Source organism: Affinundibacterium danionis (assembly GCF_042432465.1).
Classification (GTDB): domain Bacteria; phylum Pseudomonadota; class Gammaproteobacteria; order Burkholderiales; family Burkholderiaceae_D; genus Undibacterium; species Undibacterium danionis.
The window spans coordinates 1-22,581 of record NZ_JBHLXJ010000012.1 but is presented as its reverse complement, the minus strand read 5'-3'; the positions used below and the strand labels follow the sequence as shown (position 1 = coordinate 22,581).

Genomic DNA, 22,581 nt, shown 5'->3' with positions numbered 1-22,581 from the left:
TGGCTCCTAAGTCTTAAAGAATTGCGACGGTGATTGTCCAAAGGTTTTTTTGAACATCGCCGAAAAAGCCGACTGACTGGCATATCCTAATTCGGCCGCAACCACGGACAAGGGCTTACCACTAGCAATCAAAGGTGCGGCACGTGCCAAGCGCATTTGCTGACGCCATAGTCCAAAACTCATTTGCATTTCGGTCTGAAACAACCGCGCTAAAGTTCGCTCAGAAGCACCGACTTGTTTCGATAAATCTTGCAAACTGAGATTGGATGCAGGGTCGGCAATTAAAATTTCACATAAGCTACGCAGACGATTATCACGTGGCATAGGCACATTCAAAGGTAAAGGCGCCGCGTTGGCTAATTCATCTAATAAGCAAACCGCCAAATGAGCTTCCCGTTGCGCATGATGAGCACCACTATTTGAATAGTCTTGTGACAGCTCTAAATGGGTTAAGGCTCGCACCAATTCCCGCATCAAGTTGGATACCTCCAGCACCACACATTCTTCTCCGCCTATCGGCACCACCGAGCTTTCAATATGTATCGCTCTTAACTTCGCTCGCTCTAAGGTACGCACTTCATGCACCACATGCGCAGGAATCCAAATCGCTCGCTGCGGTGGGACGAACCAAGTTTGATGATTCGCATTCACTTGTACCGTGCCATCAATCGCATAGGTCACCTGCCCCCAATCATGCTGATGGGCGCTGAGCAGTTCATCGGCTTCTAAATCACGTGCCACGACCCGCACCGGACGCGCTACCGTTGGCGATAAACTAGCAGGAGGAGAACCGGTATGGGTAATTGGGCAGTAGGACATGGTAAATAAAAACTCCCGCGGACTAGGCAAAACAAAATTCTTTTTGGCGGTATGAAGGCGCATACTCATACCACCTAAGCAATTGGCGCAATTTAAATAAATTATGACCGTTTATCTTAAAACAGACGAGCAATTTTTGCTTACACTCGCCATTAATGCGTCACGGCCCGTATTTTTATCTGTACCAATAGAAAGTATCCGATTATGACTAGTATCACCGCCAACCACGACCCTATGCCATTACCCAATAGTTTTAAGCAAGATGCGATGGTGATCAGCCTAGTTGGCTTGGCACATAGCATTTCGCACTTTTTCCATATGATCTTGGCGCCTTTATTCCCATGGCTGAAAGAGGCGTTTGGCTTATCATATGCAGAACTTGGCTTATTAATGAGTGCCTTTTTTGTCATCTCAGGTATCGGTCAAGCTTTATCAGGATTTGTCGTTGACAGAGTTGGTGCCCGTGCGGTTTTGTTCTTTGGTATTACTTGCCTAGCTTTATCTGCCATCGTATTAGCGCTCGCTCCTAACTACTCACTGTTAATGCTAGGCTCTATGTTGGCCGGCTTGGGAAATAGTGTGTTTCATCCCGCTGACTACACCATCTTAAATAAATGCGTAACGACCCAACGTTTAAGTCATGCGTTTTCGGTACATGGCATTAGTGGCAATCTGGGCTGGGCGGCTGCCCCCGTTTTTCTGGTCACCCTCGCCAATCTCTACAACTGGCGCATCGCTTTGATGGCTGCAGCAGCTTTACCGCTGATCGTATTGATGATTTTATTTTTCTATCGCCACTTACTTCACACCGATCCTAAACCTCAACAAGCTGCATCACCGTCATCGACAACACAGCCAAATAGCAAAGTCGATAACAATGAGAATAGCTTGTTTCACTTTATGCGTCTGCCTGCGGTATGGATGTGCTTTTTATTTTTCTTCATGATTTCTATGGGAATTGGTGGGATTCAAAGTTTTTCTGCAACCGCGTTACGTGACGTATATGGCATGTCACTGGCATGGGCGACGGCGGCCTATACCGCCTACATGCTAACCTCAGCGGCGGGAATGGTCTGGGGTGGTTTTATCGCAGCCAAAACAAAGGATCATGATCGCACGATTACTGTGGCATTTTCTTTTTCTGCCATCATCGCCGTGCTGTTGTCGACAGGCTGGGTCTCGGGTGAAATGGCGGTGGTATTAATGGGCGCAGTGGGTCTAGGTGCAGGGATTGCAGGTCCTTCACGCGACTTGTTAATCCGCGCCGCTTCGCCCAAGAACGCAACCGGACGTGTGTATGGCGTAGTGTATTCAGGTTTAGATATCGGCCTCGCGGTGTCACCCGCCCTATTTGGCGCGATTATGGATGCGCATCATTCCAATTGGGTTTTCGCTTGCATAGGCTTATTTCAAATGCTGGCAATTTTCACTGCGGTAGGTGTCGGCACTAACACACGTAAGAAAATCTAGACATCGCAGATGTAATATGGTGTACTGGCCGCATCCGAACTTGGAGGCGCGGCCATGTTTCCAGTCAGTTGCCAGCCTATTTTCAAGCGTTAAAAAATAGGCTGCTACAGTCGACGAATCAATCCTTGCGTCGCGATGCCCAAGCTGATAACGAAATACTCTATTTGAATTTCAAAGACTTCGTACCAAAACCCAAGCTATTCAATCAAGTTTCGTACAATTCTGTGCAGACTGTTGCTATGCAACAATGATTCATCTCGAAATGCTTGCAGTAAAGCATAGTGCGCATGGTAGGATTTTGCCCGCAGGATCTTCGAACTAAACGCGTACAGACTTACAACTCCAACAAGCTCTCAGTTCTAATCCCATAAGACTGCACACCACCTCAGCGCGATCCAATTTTATTGGTTCGCCACCTCTGAGGTATTTTTTGTGGTCTTCGCAATGACCCATATCAGGAGAGCAATATGATCGGCCTTGGCCTTATTCATCAAATCAATGTTAGCAAGCGTTTAGCTGCGCTTGTGCTTAGTGCGCTTGTTGGCATTATCGCCATCAGTGTCTTTTTTGTCGTGACAGAAAAAACACTGATTTTGAAAGAAAATCAAAGTGACATCCAGCATGCAGTTGAAGTCGCCAATTCACTAGTAGAGCACTACCAAAAACAAGCGGCGGAAGCGAAGATGAGCGAAGCTGATGCCAAAGCAGCAGCATTAGCTGCGGTCAAAGCTTTGCGCTTTGGTAGCAACGGATATATGTGGATTAACGACACACAGCCCAAAATGCTCATGCATCCTATCTTGCCCGCGATGGAAGGACAGGATCTGTCTGAGAAAAAAGATAGCAAGGGCAAGCTTCTATATGTAGAAATGCGCGACATCGCAAGAAGCAAGGGCGCTGGCTTTGTCTCATTCATGTGGCCGAAACCCAATAGCACCGTCCCTGAAGAAAAATTGGCCTACGCTAAGCTCAATCCACAATGGTCATGGATTATTTGTTCTGGTGTTTATCTGGACTCGATCGACAGCATTATGCAGCAACGCACGATACAGATTCTGATTATAGTTGGCGTACTGTCCTTGCTATTGTTTGCCTTCGGTTTAATTATTTCTCGCGGTTTGACCAAGCAATTAGGTTGCGAACCTCAATATGCCGTCGATATCACAAGCGCGATTGCAGCGGGCGACTTAACGGTACATGTCGAGCTCGACACCAAAAACCAAAACAGTTTGCTGTATTCCATCTTTACTATGCGAAATAGCTTGCGCGATATCATTCGCGAGGTACGTAAAGGCACGGAAGCAATCGTCACCTCATCAACCGAAATCGCGAGTGGCAATATGGATTTATCCTCGCGCACAGAGAGTCAGGCTAGCGCCTTAGAAGAGACTTCGGCGTCTATGCTGACCTTAACCGATGCGGTGAAATTAAATTCATCTCACGCACGTAATGCCAATCAAATGGCAGCCTCCGCCTCCAGCGTAGCGGTCAAAGGTGGTGCGGTAGTCAATCAAGTCATCGACACGATGGGCGTCATCAACGCCTCATCACAAAAAATTGTCGATATTATTTCGGTCATCGACGGCATCGCATTTCAAACTAATATTTTGGCTTTAAACGCGGCGGTCGAAGCAGCACGTGCAGGGGAACAAGGACGCGGCTTTGCGGTCGTTGCCTCCGAAGTACGTAGCTTGGCACAACGCTCAGCTAGTGCCGCAAAAGAAATCAAAATGCTGATTGGCGACTCGGTAGAGAGCGTAAAGCTGGGAACCGAATTGGTCGATCAAGCTGGTAACACCATGAAAGAGATCGTCGAAAGCGTAGAAAACGTCACTCAAATTATGGAAGAAATTACCAAAGCATCAGATGAACAAGCGACAGGGATTGCCCAAGTTAACACCGCGATCCACGAAATGGACGATGTGACTCAGCAAAATGCCGCCTTGGTAGAACAGGCAGCAGCAGCGGCATCCGCTATGCAAGAACAAGCGCACGCGCTAACCCAAGTTGTGCATATGTTCAAAATGCGTGGCGATCCTGTAGTAAGTGCTCATGGCACTATTAAACGTGCGCCACAATTGCATTAAATATTTTTCAGCAGTTCTAATGAGCGCTGTGCTTCAAATCACTTCAGCTTAAATTGAATTAAGCTAATTCAAATGGCGAGTGTAGTTTCAGTTTTTAATGAAACTACACTCGCCTTTTTCATACCTGTGTTTAGGTTTTTTGAAGCTGATCTAACCGCTTGCTAGGCAATTCGTAGCAACATGATGACCACCACTGCTTCATACGCTATAGACCTCGACATAAACTAGCATCAGTAAAAAAATAACTAGCTGTCTGTCCTCAGCTTCCTTACAATAGCTCACGCCTATTTGATCAAGGAAACCCACATGAAATTATCTCGCGGTATCGCCTTAACTATATTCAGCACCTGCCTCGCTACCCACAGCTACGCCGCCGATGACTGGCGCAAACTCGATCCAGAGAACACCTTGATCATCGACTCCAGCAAGGGGCGTATGATTATAGAGATGCGCCCCGAAATGGCGCCCAAAGCGGTTGAACGTATCAAGTTATTAGCGCGTGAAAAAATTTACGATGGCCTACAATTTCATCGCGTAATCGCTAAGTTCGTCGCCCAAACTGGCAACCCCAATAATAAAGATGGTGGCGCTTCCGCTTATCCCAATCTACCGCCCGAGATGATGTTCAAAGTACCGTATCAAGCTGTCGATATGTTTGCTAGTAAAAGCAGTGATACTGCCACTGGTTTTCTAGGTAGTGTACCTATGCAAACTATGCCTATTACCGATGCGATCAGCAAATCAAATGGCATGCTACGCAGCTGGGGCGCACACTGCGCTGGCGTTGCTGGCATGGGGCGCAATGAGCCGCGCGATTCTGCCAATAGCGAACTGTATTTCATGCTGGATGCCAGCCGCCGTTTGGATCGCGATTACACCGTATTTGGCCGCGTTGTCATCGGCATGGACGTCCTGTTAAACATCACCCACGGCGAACCACCAGCCAACCCCGACATCATGCAAACGGTCAAGATAGCGGCCGACCTGCCGGCCCATGAACAACCACAAGCCAAGCTAATGAGCGGCAAAGCGCTAGAACAATTGATCGCAAAAAAACGGCGAGAAAAAGGTGGCGATTTCAGTATTTGTGATGTGGTCATTCCCGCTAAACTGAATTAAGGTAATCTCAGGTAATAAGCTTCCACGATCTTCCACCACTAACTATGAATGCAGACTATGACTATGCACGCAACTGTCACTGACCGCCCCTCAAGTCTGCTAAAAAACTACGCTAGCATTTTATTGCTCTTAGGCGGAATTGGTGTCGGCAGCTTAGTTGGTTTCTTCTACGGTAATCGAATTGAAAATATCAAGTTCATCGGTGATATTTTTCTCAATTTATTATTCACTGCCATCATTCCTTTAGTATTTTTTACGATTGCCTCTTCCATCGCAAATCTGAAAAAAACCGATAGCTTGGGCAAACTATTTGGCATCGTAAGTGGCGTTTTTCTAGCGACCGTACTAATCTCTGCCGCGGTCATGTTGTCGGTGATGCTGGTGTTCCCCGTCGCGCATGATGCGACTCTGAGCGCGATGGCACAGCAGGCTTTGCTCGACAATCCAGCGACTAATAACCACAGTTCTGGCACCAGTATCACGCAAGTATTAACAGTCAATGATTTTTTTGAATTGATGGCACGAAAGAACATGCTGGCCTTAATTTTAATTTCTCTATTAGTCGGCTTCGCTACTTTACGTGCAGGAGAAAAAGGCAAGTCTTTTGCGATTTTTTTAGATTCTGCAAATGAAGTGATGAAACAGCTATTAGAGCTCATCATGAAAATCGCACCACTGGGTTTAGGCGCTTATTTTGCGTATCAAGTCGGCGTATTTGGTCCTCAGTTACTTGGCGTTTATGTCCAACCATTAGCGCTGTATTACGCCAGCTGCACTGCCTATTTTGTGATTTTCTTTAGCTTGTATGCCTATCTAGCCGCCGGCAAACTAGGACTCAAAATTTTCTGGAAAAATAATCTAACACCCGCCTTAACCGCAGTCGGCACTTGCAACAGTATCGCCACAATTCCTGCCAATTTATTAGCGGCAGAAAAAATGCACATTCCGGACTACGTGCGTAACATCGTGATACCGCTGGGCGCACCTATTCATAAAGATGGCTCCAGTATGTCGTCGATTATCAAAATCGCTTTACTGTTCGCGATGTTTGAAAAAGATTTTTCAGCACCGAGCATGATCGTAGCGATTATGGGGATCACCGTCCTGGTATCGATAGTCGAAGGCGGCATTCCAAATGGCGGCTACATCGGCGAGGTGTTCGCCATTACTGCCTTCGGTTTTCCTATGGAACAAGCACTACCAGTCGCCATGGTGATCGGCACTTTAGTCGATCCAATTGCGACTTTGCTCAATGCCAATGGAGACCTAGTGTCTTCCATGCTAGTCACACGCATTGTTGAGGGTAAGACATGGTTAAGTTCAAGATTAACGCAGTCCTAGCGCAACTGCACCCTGAAAATTTCCTGCAGAAACAGCAGATAAGTGAGGGAAAATAAACGCGTACCAAAGGCTCATGCAACTCATTTAGGCTATACTCAAGAGCCATAGAAAATAGCTCTATCCGATACGCCCAACAATTCGCCATCACGCCTCAATTCTTCCAAAAGCTGTGCTTGCTGATCCAAAATTTCAACTTGCAAATACGTCGCATCACTCTCCATCGCGATGCGCATAGCTTGCTGTAAATAAGGCTCCCAGTAACTCTATTGCATCACACTACTGCGCTTTGCTTACATTACATATTGCATCAGTCTCCAGCGAGCGTAACGTGGAGGATTAGAGCATCTGAGGCGATATCTAAGGTGATATCTAAGGCAACGTCGAATTTAGACAAGATGGCAATAGTAATACAGAATTGAGAACAAACTAAGTATCAAACGACAAATGGGAATTCCTAGCTATTCGAAGGCAGTCTTCGCGTAAACGCAAAAAGGCTTGCAGGATCTTCGATCACTGCAAGCCTTTTGTTTTCAATATTAAATTGATTATTATGTGGAATACTTGTCCTCTACAGTTACGGATTTTACTGGTATCGCAAGGCTACAATCAGGTCTAACTTATAAGGACAGAAATTACGCAATTTGATAAGTACTCTCACCTATTCGAGTTTGGAAATATCTCAGAAGGTGCATATTGTGCAGACGCCGATTATTTCCCATCACACCGATAATTCTAAACCACTTATCGCTAAAGCCGATTTATTATTACCCGCGTGATGCTCTCGCTTAAATCGCTATTTTTACTCTTTGGTATTAGCCAAAGTCACGATTTCCAAAGCGCCTACAAACTTGAGCCTAGGGTTTGACTTTACCAGTTCTGGGGCAAATTCAAGCCTCACACATCTGCCCAGTTTTGAAGTTTTTGCAGGAACATCATCCAGCAAAATATCCCCACCTGCTTCAAGAAAGCAGGCTTTCAATGAATCGAAAGATGATTTTTTTTCGTCTTTGAATTTTAATTCATACCATTTTATCTTTTCTTGTATCTGTTTAACCTCATCGAAGGATCGGGCGAAGTCTGTATAACTGAGAGTATTGTCACGATACCTGAGTATCCAAGCTGTTTTAAGGGAACCTTTCTGTGAAGTCGTATTGAACAAGAGTTTCGCATTCTCTTGACGTGCTTGTGGCAAATCAGGCAAAACAAAATACCCTCCACGTGTCATTGGAACGACAACATCAACACTATCGCTAACAATTGCAACACCCCAATTAGAGGGAAAATAATCATCCCTTTCTTGTTTTCCCAAACCGTTAAATGAGATTCTATTTGAGAAGTCGATTGTACGCGGCTCAACTGGCATATATTCTAGAAGACGTCCTTGACTTTTGTAAAAAAAAGCATACGGCAGATCTCCCGGATTTTTCTTTTTGGCGACCTCTACACTTTGAGGAATATTTTGTTGATCATCATTGGAGATACTTAAAGCATCAAAACTAAAAAAAGTAAAATTTACGATAAGAAACATCGCTAATACGTGCTTTAAATAAAATTTAGAAAGATTCATTTCGCAGTCCAACCACCGTCAACCATCAAATTATGTCCTGTTACCATCGCGGCTACTGGTGACACTAAGTAACAAATTCCTCCAGCAACTTCTAGAGCCGTCGCGGCACGCTTCAATAACACGCCATTCTCAATTTCAGCCATCACCTCAGATGATTCTAGGGCACTTTCATTATCGTCATTAATTACAAACGTGGGGCTAATTGCATTTACTCGTATGCCATACTGTGCCCATTCAACTGCTAACGCGCGGGTTAAATTTACTAAGCTACCTTTACTAGCACAATATAGGGTTCGTAGAATGCTCCCTACGACACCATCTTGCAAACTGGCATTTACTATACTTTTGATCTTACTCGTACCGTAAGGCTTCAATCGGGTCTAACTTGGCTGCTTTACTGGCTGGCATGACCCCAAACACGATACCAACACCGGCTGAGAATACGAAGGATAGAACTACTGCCCACCACGGTACAACCGCATCAGGAAAGTCTGGAATCATTTTCGAGATTCCAAATCCCAAACCGTAGCCGAGTATCAAACCTATCAAGCCACCTAAGACAGACAGGGTGACGGCTTCGATTAAAAATTGCATCATGATGTCACGACTACGTGCCCCAATCGCTTTGCAGATCCCGATTTCACGGGTACGCTCGGTGACCGATACCAGCATGATGTTCATAATGCCGATACCACCGACTAATAAAGCGATCCCTACAATGCCGCCCATGACCAAAGTCACTGTCGAGGTAATATTATCTAAGCTTTTGGCAAGTTGGTCGGACGACTCCATATCAAAATCGTCGGGAGCATCGGCTTCGAGTTTATGAGAAGCTCGCATCACCGCACGAATACGTGGTTTGACTTCTTCTAGTTTTGAAATATCTTTGAGCGACACCGTGAACTGCATGTTACGCAGCTTTTGATTATTTCCTAGAATACTGCGCCCTGTGCGGAATGGGACAATTACGTAATCGTCTTGCGACATACCAAATAACTCGCCACGTTTTTCCATCACACCAACGATTTTGAACCACTCATTACTAAAACTGATGTACTGACCTATCGGGTCTTCTGGCAAATGCAAAGACTCAATTAACTTAGGTCCTATAACCGCCACCCGTCTCGCACTAGACTCATCCGATTCGCTTAAAAAACGCCCCATGGTCGCGAACCGTTGCTGCACTTCCTGATAAGTCGGGGTGGTCGCCATAATGCGTGCCGAGGTTTCCGTGCTACCAAAACGTACTGTCGGTGCGGACAACAAGAAGATAGGACTGACATCGCTAATCTCATCAACCCGCGTACGTAATTGTTGAATGTCCTCATAACGCAATTCGTTAAATTTACCGCGCATCGCATCCTTCATGGTGTTATGCGGCGTAATGGTTAAGGAATTTCCGCCTAAACCTTCGAATTGTTTGGTGACACTTTTCGACAAGCCTTGGATCAAGGATATCACTGTGATCACCGATGCCACGCCTATGATGATACCAAGCGAAGTTAAAAAACTACGCATGCGATGAGCACGTATTGAGTTCAGTGCTGAGCGCACACTTTCAATCAAGAGGAACATGTCATTCTCCTGCCGCAATATGAACATCATTGCGAATATCGCTAAGAACTCGTCCATCGTGCAAACGCACGATGCGGTGGCACTGTTCAGCGATTTCCGGCTCATGCGTGACCATCACAACAGTCTGCCCATTACGATGCAACTCTTTAATCAGCGATAAAATTTCTAAGCTGGTAGAAGAGTCCAGATTACCCGTCGGTTCATCGGCTAACAAAATCGCAGGCTTACCCACCAACGCGCGCGCAATCGCTACCCTTTGGCGCTGGCCACCCGATAACTCATTGGGGCGATGATGCATGCGCGAGCCTAAGCCAACATGCTCAAGTGCATCAGCAGCGAGACGGTTACGCTCTTTATGACCAATACCTCGATAGATTAAAGGTTGTGCGACATTGTCCAGTGCTGTTGCACGCGGCAATAAATGGAAGCTTTGAAAAATAAAACCAATCTCCGCATTTCTTACCAAAGCCAATTCATCACTATCCATGGTCGCCACATCGCGACCATTGAGCTGATACGTACCTGCACTGGGACGATCCAAACAACCAACGATATTCATCATGGTGGACTTGCCAGACCCGGAGGCGCCGATAAAGGCCACAAACTCATTTTTATCGATGTGCAAATCAACCCCACGCAAGGCATGCACGGTTTGATCGCCCATCTGATACTTTTTTTCGATACCTGAAAGTGTAATCACGGTTTTTTTCCATCCGCTTTAGAGTCTTTATTGGCGTCCTTATTTATATCCTTAGCTGCGTCCTTATTGGTATCCTTGTCGTTAGCTTTTAGCTCCTTGACCTGATCACCATCACGCAAAGCTCGCAAAACACGGGCGGGTCCGACGACAATTTTTTCACCTTCGTCGATACCGGACAAAATCTCTTGATTATTGTCATCGGCAATACCGACTTTCACTTGCTTCTTACGCGCTACGCCATCACGCACGGAGAACACAACACCCGCGCCTTTGACATGCTCCTTACTGTCTTTCAGCTCTTTTTCTTTACTCTCGAGTTTCATACTGTCACCCGTCAGAATCGCTTGTATTGGCAACACAGGACGTGGGCTACCTCCGCCAGTGATAATCTCAACACGACAAGTCATTCCTGTGCGTATCGCCATCTGCGTTTCTGACAAACTCAGTTTCACCACATAGGTTTTGCCCTGTGACGCGCCAGCAATAACTGCTTTAGGAGCCATCGAGACTTCTTCAACAACACCCATAATAGGTTGATCATCGAACGCGGCTGGAAATACTTTCACCTTCTGTCCCACTGCCACCTTCGCCACGTCAGCTTCGTCCACGTTCACTTCTGCCATAATGCTGCCGACATCAGCAATCGTCATCAGAGAAGAACCCGCCATACCCGTCGCACTAGCGACCGCGGTTTCGCCTATCTTAATTTGTACCGCGGTCACGGTACCGCTGATGGGGGCGCGTACTTCGGTTTTATCCAGGCGTTTCAAAGCCTGGTCCAAGGCCGCATTTGCTTGTTGCATGCTTTCACGTGCCGCATGCAAATCAACTTTGGCGACGTTGTACTGATGCAAGGCATCTTCATACTTACTGGTATCAATAAATTTAGCTTCAGCCAAACGCTGACTACGGTCAGAATTAATTTTTTGACGATCTACGTTTAATTGAGCACGTTCAATATTCACTTCTGCGCTGCGCACAATCGCTCGCTGCTGAGTCACTTCAGCACGAATCAGTGTGGGATCAAGCCGCAAAAGCACCTGACCCGCACTAATCTTATCGCCTTCTTTGACCAACACTTCCGACACTTTTCCAATCACTTCGCTCGATAACTGTACCTGCTGGCGGAACACAAAATTCCCGGAGGCCAAAATAGAAGGTTGAATTTCTTTCTTAGTCACCGCCGCTAATTCGACTTCTAATTTAGGCTTGCCGCTACTAAATTTAATAGTCACGGGTACCGCGATCACTGCGATCACCGCCGCTATCCCCACCAGTTTACGTTTATTCATAGTCGCTACCGTTATGTTGTAAATGCGTTGTAAATGCGTTGTTGAGTTGGTATGTTATTGCGTTGATATGTTGTTGATACCGCGTCGAAAGTGCAAATCAATTAATGTGAAAAAACGATTTTTAATGCCCATCCGCCGTAGAAAAAAGCGTAAGGAAGAATCGCAGCAAATGCACAAGCGTTTGTACTACGCTCTGTCCAAACTCGCAGACCTACAAAGGATACAAACATCGTCCACAAAGCCGGCAAACTCAAATTATTTAAAAAACTCGCCCATGGTGTACCAATTGGTGCATGTACCGTCAAATAATTCAGCGACAACATGTTCAAATCTTCCATAGAAATCTGTCCATGACCGGTTGCCACTTGCACTGCCATTAAAGGCAAACCCAACAAGGTTGGAACACTAATCCATACCGTAAAATGAAACCACTTACCGTAGCCCAAATTGCTTCCTAAAACTTTCGATGCGATAAAGTAGTACAAAGCAAAGACGGCAAAAATCAAGGGGGTTCCAATCAGAACGCCACCCAAGGTGGAATACATCATGGTGTCACGCGTCATAAACTTGGCCATGGCTTCTCTTGCTTCAGGCTTAAGATCAGCTTGAGAGCTAAGGGTATGATCCAACAACCAAGCGAAATCGACGGTAGAAAAATACCAGTAAAATACGGACAAACTCCCCAACATCATCAATGCCAAAGGCAGCCATGCAGCCGGTTTCTCTTTCAGTGCAGTGAATGCTGCTTTCGGCTCATAAAATACTTGAAATAAAGTCGATAATTTACTGGTTGCCATTTGAATCCCTTTCGTTGATCTTTTGTTTTATTCGTTTTTAAATCGAGAGGACTTGCGCAAAGTCGCCCCAACATCGTTGTAACTTCCTCGCCGTGCTTACGCACTGTCTACGTCAGCACGCCTAGTTGGGACAATTTTATGTAAGTCCTAATTGAGAACATTGGTTACATTTCAATAAGACAAACATCATAAACTGTTTGCCATCTGTTTTGCCAGAATTATTACTTCCTAGCAGTCTTGGTGCTGACATCCTTCCTACGCAGCGAAATGAACACTTAAATTATTTCCAAGATGGGACGATTGTAGATGCCTTTGCCACAGCCTAGAAAAACATGCGATAAACGACGTAAAAGTGAGGATGAAATCCTGAACGCTGGGATAAAGTACGAGGGCAGTACATTGAATTCACGAAAAAAAACACCCTGTGGAAAAATATCGACAAGGTGTTTTTTAGTTTAGTTTAGTTTAACTAAGTTATAACGACTACAAAGTATTCCTTCTTACTCGTCCAAGTCGTCTTGATTGCGCTGCAACTGGATCACGCCGGTAGTAGGCGTAGCACAAGGCTCATCATCAAACGCAATATCACCGTTAGGTACAGCATCACCGGTCAATGCCAAATCACGAAAATTAAATAAGTCTTTATCCATCAAATGCGAAGGGACTACGGTCGATAACGCCGAGAAAATATTATCGACACGCCCAGGATGTTGCTTATCCCAGTCGCGCATTAATTGCTTTACGTGTTTACGTTGCAAGTTCTCTTGTGAACCACACAAATTGCACGGAATAATCGGGAACTGTTTCACTTCAGCATAGCGCTCAGTATCCGCCTCTTTAACATAAGCCAAAGGACGAATCACTATATGTTTGCCATCATCCGATTGCAATTTGGCGGGCATGCCTTTGAGTTTGCCGCCAAAAAACATATTCAGGAAAAAGGTTTCCATAATATCGTCACGATGATGACCAAGTGCGATCTTGGTTGCACCTAATTCATCCGCGACTCGATACAAAATCCCACGACGCAAACGTGAGCATAATGAGCAAGTCGTTTTACCCTCAGGCACAAGACGCTTAACGATGCTGTAGGTATCCTGATTTTCAATGTGATACGGAATGCCAAGTTTGTCTAAATAAGCAGGCAAAATATCTTCGGGAAATCCAGGCTGTTTCTGATCAAGATTGACCGCGACAATATCAAAATTGATTGGCGCACGTTCGCGCAAGGTCATCAAGATATCAAGCAAAGCATAACTATCTTTACCGCCCGATAGACAGACCATGACTTTATCGCCATCTTCTATCATATTGAAATCGCCAATCGCTTGACCGACTAAACGGCACAGGCGTTTGTGTAGTTTATTGTTTTCGTAGGCGATTTTTTCTGGCGATCGCGTTGGTGGAGTTTGCGCCAATTTCCCTGGCGTTGGCATAGAGATGACTTGCATATTCTGACTCAGGCTTCGGTTTTAATTTGAAATACTTCCACGCCTACACCTTCGCAATCTGGATAGACATCAGGCTTCATCGTCGAAACGCGCACAGCACGTACCCGTGGATGCGCCAACATGATTTTGGCGACATCATCACACAGCGTTTCTTGTAAATGCACGTGTCCTTGGGCAACACGTGCAGCAATCGTACCGCGCATAAAATCGTAATCGACGACTTCATCAAGCAGATCATCTTTAGGCGTCGATAAGGCCAATGGAATATACAAATCAACGTTGATCATCACACGCTGCTCGCCTTTTTTTTCAAATTCGTGAACGCCGATATTGATAGAGACTTCGTAATTTCGCAAAAACAAACGTCGACAATCGGCAAGTTGCGGGTGGTGGAGTATGGATAACATAAATGGTCGCTTAAAAACGTAAAAAATAAAAACAATGTAACTACAATGTGGACGAGGATTTTGCCGTCGCCAAAAACATGACATCGCGCTGAGTGGGTATCAAATGCTGACCACCATCCACCAATAAAGTCGTGCCAGTAATCGCCCTCGCTGACGCAACATAACAGACTGCTTCGGCAATATCTTGCGGTGTACTAGAACGACCCAGCGGAGTCACTTTATGCGCAGTTTCAAAATCACTCGCACTTTGATCACCGGACATCATAGACAAACCGGGCGCGATACCCACTACTCTGACTTTGGGTGCCAAAGCTTGCGCCAACATCGTTGTTGCAGTATGCAAGCCGGCTTTCGATAAAGTGTAAGACAAATAATCGGGATTCAGGTTAAATAATTTCTGGTCAAGAATATTGATCACCGCCGCCATCCCAGCCTGCGCGTCATTTGGCAAATTCGCATACAAATCCTGCGCCAACATCACCGGTGCCATCAAGTTGGCATGCATATGCAAATCCAAACTAAGTTGTGAAAAATCTTCCGCACTATCGGGTTCAAATAGCGACGCATTATTGACAATGCAATCGAGCCGTCCAAAATACGCCATCGTTTGCGGCACTAATTTTTTGACTTCAGCAGCCTGTCCCAAATCCGCCTGCACGGCAATTGCGCGGCGCCCTAATTGTTCGATTTCAGCGACCACTTGCGCCGCTTCTGGTAGCGACTTTCCATAATGGACGACGATATCCCATCCACGTTGCGCAAGGCTTAATGCGATCTGGCGGCCAATACGTTTAGCCGCACCAGTAACCAATGCGACAGGCACAGCTGAAGGCTCGGGTAAAGCTGAATTCATACTTATCGTCTTCCTACTTTGTCAAAATCCATCTGTCACAGTAAGCCAAACGAGCAAGCGCAGACACCATAACAGTTTTTCCTAAATTATTTGATAGCGCATTGAGCGAAAATGTTTTCACTAAATGATGGGAATCGCCTTACTTTTTAATACAATGCTGAAATGCAGAAACTCAATTCCACACCCAATCCCAAACTCGCGTTACCGGAACCTTCCGCCGACGCACGACAAGCCTCATTACAACTACAAAAACTGATACTCACTGAAATATCTCAGTCCGGCGGCGTAATTCCTTTTTCACGCTACATGGAAATGGCATTGTATGCACCGCGTTTAGGTTATTACAGCGGGGGTTCGGCAAAACTTGGGGCGGATGGCGATTTCACCACAGCACCAGAAATGAGTGCCTTATTTGGTGCTAGCCTAGCCCAGCTTGCTCAAACCTTATTCACTCAAACCGCACCCGATATCTTGGAGTTCGGCGCTGGTTCAGGCAAACTGGCTTTTGACATCCTGTCTGAATGTCAATTGTCACATATTCCAATAAAGCGCTATTTTATCGTGGAATTGTCCGGCGAACTCAGAGCTAGACAAGAAGAACGATTAAAAGATTTTCCCCAAGTCGTTTGGCTTTCCCATATGCCAGACGCTTTTTCAGGTGTTGTGATAGGCAATGAGGTGCTAGATGCAATGCCCGTCGAATTACTAATCAAAGCGGCGGGTAGGTGGAGTCGCTTAGGTGTCACTGGACAGACAGATACACAGGTAGGTGCGACTTCCTCATTTTCCTTAGTTAGTATACAAGACAGCCCCGAATCTATTGCCCATTTGGTACAGCAGATTCCGGATGCTGAACAGCTGCCTGACGGCTATATCAGTGAAGTTCATCCGGTTGCCGATGGCTTTATGCGCAGCGTTGCCGCGATGCTGTTGGCTGGTCAGGCGCAAACCGGAGCAGCTGGCATCAGCATTTGGTTTGATTATGGCTTCCCAGCTCACGAGTATTATTTGGCGCAACGTGATAAAGGAACCTTAATGTGCCATTATCGTCACCACGCACATCCCGATCCTTTCTATCTGCCAGGTCTACAAGACATCACCGCCCACGTCGATTTCAGCGCAATGGCACGAGCAGGTGTGGAGTCGGGTTTGGATTTACTGGCCTATACTAGCCAAGCAGGTTTTTTACTGGAAACTGGATTAATGGAGATTGCCAGTAGGATCTCGGTCGAAGACAGTGCTCGCTATTTACCGATGTCAAATGCTTTGCAAAAATTAATTTCACCCGCAGAAATGGGGGAGTTGTTCAAAGTCTTACTACTCGGTTGTGGCATCGATTTACCAGACCATCTGTTACGCCACGATCGTAGCCATCGGCTATAACAATTGATCAATTTGTTTATTTAATACATTCACACAAACACCTAAAAAAGGATCATGCATGATACGTTGGGTTCTCGTTATTTTTGTCGTCTTGGTGGTGTTTGCCAATCTTTTACCTTGGCTGCAAAAATTAGGCTTGGGCAGATTGCCTGGCGATTTACGATTTAAATTATTTGGTAGAATTTTCACCATCCCTTTCGCGTCCACCATTCTGCTATCTCTTGCCGTTCTCTTAATTGCCAAAGTGCTTAAGTAAATACTTAACGTATTATCAAACTAAGATAGACCGTCGCATTCCAGCGACGTTGCATAAATAGTCTTGAAATAAATTGCTGTCTGGCTACATTGGTAGGTAGTAATCGGTTAAAGTTTTATCATAAAAAAACCGTCAATATGAAGACGTACAGGTGAGACTCATCTTTCGCTAAAACCAAGCAAAAAAAAAGCAGATATTTCCAAGTCAAAAAGGATTCCATGAGCAAGTTAGAAGGAATACGTGCACTATTAGTTGAACCCCATTCTGGCATGCGGGTTAGCTTGCATAACATGCTCAATTTATGCGGTATTACAAAAATTGATCATGCCATCAGCGCGGGCACGGCACTGCGTGCCATTCAGAATAAGGCGTTTGATCTAATTTTGTGCGAATACGATCTTGGGGTTGGTCAGGATGGACAACAATTACTGGAAGATATTCGACATCACAAACTCACTCCACTTTCCACTATATTCATTATGGTGACAGCAGAACGAGCCTACGCCAAAGTAGTGAGTGCTGCAGAGTTAGCGCCATCCGATTACTTGCTCAAACCATTTACCGCAGATACTTTATTAGAGCGCGTCCTGAAGGCCATAGAAAAACGTAAAGCCTTTGTTGATGTCTACAATTTTATGGAGCAAAGCTTTCTGAAGGAAGCCATTGGTGCCTGTATTGAAGGAGAGACCAATTTCCCCCGCTATGCCGTCGATTTTATGCGACTGCGCGCTGAACTCCATGTTATTTTGGGCGAGGCCGATGAGGCCGAACAATTGTATGCCACACTCTATGAATTGAAAGCAGTCGCTTGGGCGAAACTTGGGCTCGCTAAAACGCTATTTATGCAAGGACGCTACCAAGAAGCCGAAGACATTCTGAATGTCTTAGTTCAAGAAAATGATAAATACATGGACGCCTACGATTGGCTGTCCAAAACCCATGAAGCCATCGGCCAACTTCCTGAAGCAAAGTCAGTGCTCGACACAGCCGTCGTCATTTCTCCTCATGCAGTCAGGCGTTTGCGAAAATTAGGTTCATTAGCACTAGAAACTGGCGATATAGAAACGGCCGAAAGCGTTCTAAAAAAAGTCGTTAGCAAAGCAAAATTCTCTGAATTTCGTGACCCCGAAGACCACGTCAAATTGGTCAATGCTTTAGTCAAAAAAGGCGATCACGAGCAGGCCAAGTCGGTCATTCGCGACTTAGAAAAAAGCATGGCAGGTGTCAAAAAAACCGAAGCTTGCCGAGCGATCTCGGCGGCCATGCTACACGCGGCAACCGGTGACGCCAGACTCACGCAAGAACTTAATGCCGCGGTCGAAGCGAACCGAGAAGATATTGGTCTATCTAACGAATTGAAACTTGGCTTAGCCAAGAGCTGTCTCGAACACGACCAAGAAGCGGCGGCCTCAGAAGTCATTATGGAAGTTATGCGTAATGCGCCGAACCAAGATATGGTAACCAAGGCCATGGGTGTTTTTGAAAGTGCCGGCAAAGGACATTTAGGAAAAGAATTAGCGCAACGCAGTCAAAAAGAAGTCCGTGATTTGGTGGCGCTTGGCGTACAAAAAGCCAAGGAAGGCGACTATCGCGGCTCGGTCGATTTGATGTCAAGTGCAGCCCGTAAATCACCAGATAATCCACAAGTCGTATTGAATGCCGCGCTGGCAGCGCTCAAATGCATAGAAAACTTAGGCTGGGATCCTGCAACCGGCTCATTAGCAAAACAATTAATTGACTCCGCGGCGCGACTCGATCCTATGAACAATCGTCTCAAAGCGATCCGTGGCCTCTACGAAGAACTGCAAAAACGTTTTGGGATTGATGCCGTCCGCGTAAGGTAGAGCTCAGGTAGAGCTTAGGTAGAGTTGAGCTAAGCTTGAACAAGTTATATATGCCGCATTTCAGCGAGGTCTGCGTCCTTGTTTAGTGCGTCAAATTTACTTTTTCAAATCATAGAAATCGTGTCGATCAATCCTCCGAAAATACCAGCTCCATTTTTGGCCATATCTATTAGATTTCTATGAATGCCATGCAGAATATCAGTCCAGCTCGAGAACAATTGCTGGAGCTAATTCGGGCCGACAAAAGCTTGCCTACACTAGGCATTGCGATAGCTAAAGTCGTGCAAATAACCTCTTCCGGTGAAGACTCTGTAGCCGATCTGGCGCACTTCATTTTGTCTGATGTCGCGCTAACTCAAAAGATATTACGACTATCAAACACTATCACATATCGCACGCCCGGCGGAGTCACCGTTACCACCATTTCACGAGCGATATTCTTGCTAGGTTTTGATACGATCAAGGCAAATGCACTAGCAAGTTTATTAGTGGAAGGCTTTAACGATGTACGACAAGCTCAGGTGGTACGTTTAGAATTGGTCAAAGCCTTGTGCGCCAGTGTTTGTGCCCGCGAAATTGCACGCCGCTGCCGACATCCCAACCATGAAGAAGCGGCAGTAGCAGCTTTATTTAAAAATATTGGCCGCGTCTTAGTAGCTTCATTTGATCACCACTTGTATGACAAGATTCAAAGTCTTTGTACCGCCCATCCCGAGCAATCTCATGAGATTTGTGGGCAACTTCTAGGCTGTAGTTTTGAACGCTTTGGCGAAACCGTACTGCATGATTGGAAAATTCCAACCAGCATTATCAACGCTTTACAAATCACTCATGGTGATCAAAAGAAAACCAGCGTAGGCACTGAATGGATCAGGCAAGTGGCGAGCTTTAGCGACAGTCTGGCATCTATTCTGGTCAACACTGACACAGTGTCCGCACAGATGCCGATTGCCGAGCGCTGTCAACGCTTAGTAAAGCGTTTTGGCGCAGCGTTGGACTTCGATGCCGAACAATTGCAAGTCATCTTAAAGAGTGTAGACAAGGAAGCACGCGAACTGGCCAACACGCTAGAGGTCAGCATGACACCGGTCCTCAACGCCTCGGCGATAGACAAGGGAGTATGCAAGGGAACCGATAGTTTCAACGAATTTATGCTGACAAGTTTTGATACTCAACAGTTAGAAGCAAGTAGTCGACACGCCAGCGGCAAACCTATGAATGCACGTGATCTACTGTTGGCTGGAGTTCAAGATGCAACACAAATGCTGGCTTCTAACCAGGTGAAATTAAGCGATCTCATTTTGCTAGTATTAGAAACACTCTACGGTGCGATGGGTTTTCGTTTCGCGACCGCTTGTCTACTGGACGTAAAGTCAGGCAAGTTTAGCGCAAGAATTGCAGTAGGTGAAAAGTACGCAGAACGACAAAGCGCTTTCCAATTTCCCGTGCTCAATGATAACTCTATATTTCATTTGGCCATGAATAATAACGTAGACCTAATGATTTCAGATGCCAGCAATGCCAAAGTTCAAAACCTATTGCCAGACTGGCATAAGCGCTTATTACCGGATACGCGCAGCTTCATCGTTTTGCCTTTAGTCATCGAAGGTAAAGCACTGGGCTTGTTCTACGCTGATCGAGCATGCACGGCCGACGAGGGTGTTCCACCTGATGAAACGGCACTCATCAAAACCTTAAAAGGGCAATTAATGAGTGCCATGATTAAGCGTTAGCATTCACTTTATTCCAAGGGAATACCTTGTTTCTTAGCTAGCGCATTAATATCCTGCCAGATCGTCATTTGATTCAATAATCGAGTCGCCGCATCGAGCATCCCATTCAAATTAAAAAAGCGTTCTATAGCTGCTTCGTCAAAGTTCATGGACTGAGAAAAGTTTGTCCTGCCATATTGCTTCTTAAACGCCAACAGTAAATCACCCGGAGTATCCTTATGCCAAGACTGCATCATGCCGCCCACCATCAGCGAACTATCAATGGTTTGCTCCAATAAACGCGGATTTTTTGCAATCGCTAGGTCGCGATAGTCCAACAATCTTGGAAAATAGAACTTCTTAATCGATGATGAAGGGATACCCTGCTCCCGCTGCAATAGAACACTGCGCCATAAATTCCAACTTTTTGCAGAATTGTCGGCAGCCTCAAAATGCGTATCGGCTGCAACCTCACAAGCCTCGTCCAATACGATTTCCAGAACGACGGGAATACCTGCTTGGCCTGCAATCGACTCCAAATTGTGAATTGTAGGTTTCACTCCACGATTCAACTGCAATTGTTCAACAAAGGTAGTCAGCTCATCTTGATGCTGGTGATAAAGAGCACTAGTAGATTGGCAAAAAGCGGCCGACGCTGAAAAATATGCCATCAATTCACCGACATAAACGCCACGATCCGCTACCGATTCTGTCTCTGCAAGGCGCAAGCCTTCTCGTGGCAAATTTGCCGGAATTCCATCTCGTAAAAACGAATACAGCGCCGTTGAGATAGTCCCTAGTTTTACTACGCTACCCTTAGGTAATATGAAACTCGTCATCGATATCTTTCAGTATGTAATGTTAATATTTTCAAATACACATCAGCACTTAAAAACTTCCCACGTTAAGCAATACCAGCAGGCCTAAAACGGCAAATACAAAGGCTGCAAACCAACGCACATAATGGAAAGGAAAATTGGGAGATGCCACTTTACCTAAAAATACTGCCGGCACATCTGCAATCAACATACCTAAGGTTGTACCAGCAATAACCAAGCTTAGATTACTGTATTTTGCCGCAAGCGCCACCGTAGCTAGTTGCGTTTTATCACCGATTTCTGCAAAAAAGAAAGTAACGCATGTGAGCAAAAATACGCCCAGTTGTCCTTCTTTAATGCCTGCGTCATCCATTTCATCCGGCTTTAAAGTCCACATGGCGATCGCAATGAAGGATGCACCCAACAACCAACGTAAAATGTCCGGCGAAAAATAGCTAACCACCCACTGCCCAAACAATCCAGCGAGACTATGATTAGCTAATGTCGCTACCAAAATTCCGAGTACGATAGGAATTGGTTTGCGATAACGTGCCGCTAACAATAAGGCCAAGAGTTGAGTTTTATCACCGATCTCACCTACCGCAACGGCAAGAGTTGAAACGAGAAATGCTTCCATGATTTATATGTCGGACGGGAATGAGATTGGCAGAATGCGATGAACATTAATTTTCTTGCCAGTACTAGGTAAAAGAAAAAATATTCAATGGTTTGGTCAAATTCAATTGAGCTATATCTACTCAAATCGAATATACCAACACCGAGTAATCACCTAGTTGAAAGATCTATCTTTCAATCTTTTTTCCTGATTAAAGACTGGCGACTGGCAAATACGCACTATTAGGATTATACCCTCGAAGCAATGCGTGAGGCACTTGTAAGTCCTGTTTAAAGTCTGGATACACTGAAGAAACTAGTCACAATGAAAGCATTAAATCAGAACACGTGATGCGATTGAAGCGGAATCAATCAATAATTTAAAAGATGACTGTGAGGGGGGAATGATAGAGACGAAGAGCCAAGTAAAATTTAGCTAAGCGTCGTTAAGCGAAGGAAGCGCTCATAGCAAAGG

At 45.5% G+C, this 22,581-nt stretch carries 21 protein-coding genes; 8 read left to right on the top strand and 13 right to left on the bottom strand.

The features are described 5' to 3' along the window. Window positions 1–6 precede the first annotated feature (6 nt). Window positions 7–882, bottom strand: coding sequence for an AraC family transcriptional regulator (locus ACFFJH_RS10925; RefSeq protein WP_390212492.1), 876 nt, complete (start codon window positions 880–882; stop codon window positions 7–9). A gap of 141 nt (window positions 883–1,023) precedes the next feature. Here ACFFJH_RS10925 and ACFFJH_RS10920 point away from each other — a divergent pair, with 141 nt between their 5' ends. The 4 genes from ACFFJH_RS10920 to ACFFJH_RS10905 all read left to right on the top strand — a co-directional run bounded on the left by ACFFJH_RS10920 (window position 1,024) and on the right by ACFFJH_RS10905 (window position 6,836). Further along, the gene (locus ACFFJH_RS10920) at window positions 1,024–2,289 is read left to right on the top strand and encodes an MFS transporter (protein WP_390212490.1); all 1,266 of its coding nucleotides are present in this window, start codon (window positions 1,024–1,026) and stop codon (window positions 2,287–2,289) included. A gap of 467 nt (window positions 2,290–2,756) precedes the next feature. Further along, window positions 2,757–4,376 carry a methyl-accepting chemotaxis protein gene (locus ACFFJH_RS10915; RefSeq protein WP_390212488.1) on the top strand — a complete coding sequence of 540 codons (1,620 nt, stop codon included), beginning with the start codon at window positions 2,757–2,759 and terminating at the stop codon, window positions 4,374–4,376. Between the two features lie 306 nt (window positions 4,377–4,682). Next, window positions 4,683–5,495 carry a peptidylprolyl isomerase gene (locus tag ACFFJH_RS10910; protein WP_390212486.1) on the top strand — a complete coding sequence of 271 codons (813 nt, stop codon included), beginning with the start codon at window positions 4,683–4,685 and terminating at the stop codon, window positions 5,493–5,495. A gap of 57 nt (window positions 5,496–5,552) precedes the next feature. Further along, window positions 5,553–6,836, top strand: a complete 1,284-nt coding sequence (locus ACFFJH_RS10905) for a dicarboxylate/amino acid:cation symporter (RefSeq protein ID WP_390212485.1) — start codon at window positions 5,553–5,555, stop codon at window positions 6,834–6,836. A 95-nt stretch (window positions 6,837–6,931) separates the two neighbouring features. Here ACFFJH_RS10905 and ACFFJH_RS10900 read toward each other — a convergent pair whose 3' ends face one another. From ACFFJH_RS10900 to ACFFJH_RS10855, 10 genes are all read right to left on the bottom strand, one after another. Next, window positions 6,932–7,069, bottom strand: coding sequence for a hypothetical protein (locus ACFFJH_RS10900; protein WP_390212484.1), 138 nt, complete (start codon window positions 7,067–7,069; stop codon window positions 6,932–6,934). Between the two features lie 566 nt (window positions 7,070–7,635). Further along, window positions 7,636–8,403: a hypothetical protein gene (locus ACFFJH_RS10895; RefSeq protein WP_390212483.1), complete on the bottom strand. Its 768-nt coding sequence runs from the start codon at window positions 8,401–8,403 to the stop codon at window positions 7,636–7,638. Then, on the bottom strand, window positions 8,400–8,777 hold the full coding sequence (locus tag ACFFJH_RS10890) for an SDR family NAD(P)-dependent oxidoreductase (protein ID WP_390212482.1): 378 nt from the start codon (window positions 8,775–8,777) through the stop codon (window positions 8,400–8,402). Before ACFFJH_RS10890 ends, ACFFJH_RS10895 begins: the two co-directional genes overlap by 4 nt. Continuing rightward, window positions 8,755–9,978 carry an ABC transporter permease gene (locus ACFFJH_RS10885; RefSeq protein ID WP_390212481.1) on the bottom strand — a complete coding sequence of 408 codons (1,224 nt, stop codon included), beginning with the start codon at window positions 9,976–9,978 and terminating at the stop codon, window positions 8,755–8,757. The genes ACFFJH_RS10890 and ACFFJH_RS10885 overlap by 23 nt, the downstream gene beginning before the upstream one ends. A gap of 1 nt (window position 9,979) precedes the next feature. Then, complete coding sequence (locus ACFFJH_RS10880; protein WP_390212479.1) at window positions 9,980–10,678, bottom strand: ABC transporter ATP-binding protein; 699 nt, start codon at window positions 10,676–10,678, stop codon at window positions 9,980–9,982. Next, window positions 10,675–11,970 (bottom strand): efflux RND transporter periplasmic adaptor subunit, encoded by a 1,296-nt coding sequence (locus ACFFJH_RS10875; RefSeq protein WP_390212477.1) that lies wholly within the window; start codon window positions 11,968–11,970, stop codon window positions 10,675–10,677. Before ACFFJH_RS10875 ends, ACFFJH_RS10880 begins: the two co-directional genes overlap by 4 nt. A 101-nt stretch (window positions 11,971–12,071) precedes the next feature. Further along, entirely contained in the window at window positions 12,072–12,767 is a 696-nt protein-coding gene (locus ACFFJH_RS10870) for a YIP1 family protein (protein ID WP_390212475.1), read from the bottom strand. 500 nt (window positions 12,768–13,267) lie between these two features. Further along, window positions 13,268–14,218 carry a tRNA 2-thiocytidine(32) synthetase TtcA gene (gene ttcA, locus ACFFJH_RS10865; protein ID WP_390212473.1) on the bottom strand — a complete coding sequence of 317 codons (951 nt, stop codon included), beginning with the start codon at window positions 14,216–14,218 and terminating at the stop codon, window positions 13,268–13,270. Window positions 14,219–14,226: 8 nt separating this feature from the next. Further along, window positions 14,227–14,625 carry a dihydroneopterin aldolase gene (locus ACFFJH_RS10860; protein WP_390212472.1) on the bottom strand — a complete coding sequence of 133 codons (399 nt, stop codon included), beginning with the start codon at window positions 14,623–14,625 and terminating at the stop codon, window positions 14,227–14,229. A 40-nt stretch (window positions 14,626–14,665) separates the two neighbouring features. Next, window positions 14,666–15,478, bottom strand: coding sequence for an SDR family oxidoreductase (locus ACFFJH_RS10855; RefSeq protein WP_390212470.1), 813 nt, complete (start codon window positions 15,476–15,478; stop codon window positions 14,666–14,668). Between the two features lie 162 nt (window positions 15,479–15,640). On the opposite strand from ACFFJH_RS10855, the gene ACFFJH_RS10850 reads away from it, so the two are divergent. From ACFFJH_RS10850 to ACFFJH_RS10835, 4 genes are all read left to right on the top strand, one after another. Then, window positions 15,641–16,861, top strand: coding sequence for a class I SAM-dependent methyltransferase (locus tag ACFFJH_RS10850; RefSeq protein ID WP_390212468.1), 1,221 nt, complete (start codon window positions 15,641–15,643; stop codon window positions 16,859–16,861). 58 nt (window positions 16,862–16,919) lie between these two features. Continuing rightward, window positions 16,920–17,117 carry a DUF2905 domain-containing protein gene (locus ACFFJH_RS10845; RefSeq protein ID WP_390212466.1) on the top strand — a complete coding sequence of 66 codons (198 nt, stop codon included), beginning with the start codon at window positions 16,920–16,922 and terminating at the stop codon, window positions 17,115–17,117. Between the two features lie 218 nt (window positions 17,118–17,335). Beyond that, window positions 17,336–18,961, top strand: coding sequence for a tetratricopeptide repeat protein (locus ACFFJH_RS10840; RefSeq protein WP_390212464.1), 1,626 nt, complete (start codon window positions 17,336–17,338; stop codon window positions 18,959–18,961). 188 nt (window positions 18,962–19,149) lie between these two features. Continuing rightward, window positions 19,150–20,694, top strand: a complete 1,545-nt coding sequence (locus tag ACFFJH_RS10835; protein WP_390212462.1) for an HDOD domain-containing protein — start codon at window positions 19,150–19,152, stop codon at window positions 20,692–20,694. 8 nt (window positions 20,695–20,702) lie between these two features. On the opposite strand, the gene ACFFJH_RS10830 is transcribed toward ACFFJH_RS10835, so the two are convergent. Beyond that, window positions 20,703–21,512: a hypothetical protein gene (locus ACFFJH_RS10830; protein WP_390212460.1), complete on the bottom strand. Its 810-nt coding sequence runs from the start codon at window positions 21,510–21,512 to the stop codon at window positions 20,703–20,705. Between the two features lie 49 nt (window positions 21,513–21,561). Then, a complete protein-coding gene (locus ACFFJH_RS10825) occupies window positions 21,562–22,128 on the bottom strand; it encodes a TMEM165/GDT1 family protein (RefSeq protein WP_390212458.1) in 567 nt (188 codons plus the stop codon). Window positions 22,129–22,581: the final 453 nt, after the last annotated feature.

Coding starts and splice junctions, on each gene's coding strand:
- ACFFJH_RS10925 (WP_390212492.1), bottom strand. CDS start 882: ATGCGCCTTCATACCGCCAAAAAGAATTTTGTTTTGCCTAGTCCGCGG.
- ACFFJH_RS10920 (WP_390212490.1), top strand. CDS start 1,024: ATGACTAGTATCACCGCCAACCACGACCCTATGCCATTACCCAATAGT.
- ACFFJH_RS10915 (WP_390212488.1), top strand. CDS start 2,757: ATGATCGGCCTTGGCCTTATTCATCAAATCAATGTTAGCAAGCGTTTA.
- ACFFJH_RS10910 (WP_390212486.1), top strand. CDS start 4,683: ATGAAATTATCTCGCGGTATCGCCTTAACTATATTCAGCACCTGCCTC.
- ACFFJH_RS10905 (WP_390212485.1), top strand. CDS start 5,553: ATGACTATGCACGCAACTGTCACTGACCGCCCCTCAAGTCTGCTAAAA.
- ACFFJH_RS10900 (WP_390212484.1), bottom strand. CDS start 7,069: ATGCGCATCGCGATGGAGAGTGATGCGACGTATTTGCAAGTTGAAATT.
- ACFFJH_RS10895 (WP_390212483.1), bottom strand. CDS start 8,403: ATGAATCTTTCTAAATTTTATTTAAAGCACGTATTAGCGATGTTTCTT.
- ACFFJH_RS10885 (WP_390212481.1), bottom strand. CDS start 9,978: ATGTTCCTCTTGATTGAAAGTGTGCGCTCAGCACTGAACTCAATACGT.
- ACFFJH_RS10875 (WP_390212477.1), bottom strand. CDS start 11,970: ATGAATAAACGTAAACTGGTGGGGATAGCGGCGGTGATCGCAGTGATC.
- ACFFJH_RS10870 (WP_390212475.1), bottom strand. CDS start 12,767: ATGGCAACCAGTAAATTATCGACTTTATTTCAAGTATTTTATGAGCCG.
- ttcA (WP_390212473.1), bottom strand. CDS start 14,218: ATGCAAGTCATCTCTATGCCAACGCCAGGGAAATTGGCGCAAACTCCA.
- ACFFJH_RS10860 (WP_390212472.1), bottom strand. CDS start 14,625: ATGTTATCCATACTCCACCACCCGCAACTTGCCGATTGTCGACGTTTG.
- ACFFJH_RS10855 (WP_390212470.1), bottom strand. CDS start 15,478: ATGAATTCAGCTTTACCCGAGCCTTCAGCTGTGCCTGTCGCATTGGTT.
- ACFFJH_RS10850 (WP_390212468.1), top strand. CDS start 15,641: ATGCAGAAACTCAATTCCACACCCAATCCCAAACTCGCGTTACCGGAA.
- ACFFJH_RS10845 (WP_390212466.1), top strand. CDS start 16,920: ATGATACGTTGGGTTCTCGTTATTTTTGTCGTCTTGGTGGTGTTTGCC.
- ACFFJH_RS10840 (WP_390212464.1), top strand. CDS start 17,336: ATGAGCAAGTTAGAAGGAATACGTGCACTATTAGTTGAACCCCATTCT.
- ACFFJH_RS10835 (WP_390212462.1), top strand. CDS start 19,150: ATGCAGAATATCAGTCCAGCTCGAGAACAATTGCTGGAGCTAATTCGG.
- ACFFJH_RS10830 (WP_390212460.1), bottom strand. CDS start 21,512: ATGACGAGTTTCATATTACCTAAGGGTAGCGTAGTAAAACTAGGGACT.
- ACFFJH_RS10825 (WP_390212458.1), bottom strand. CDS start 22,128: ATGGAAGCATTTCTCGTTTCAACTCTTGCCGTTGCGGTAGGTGAGATC.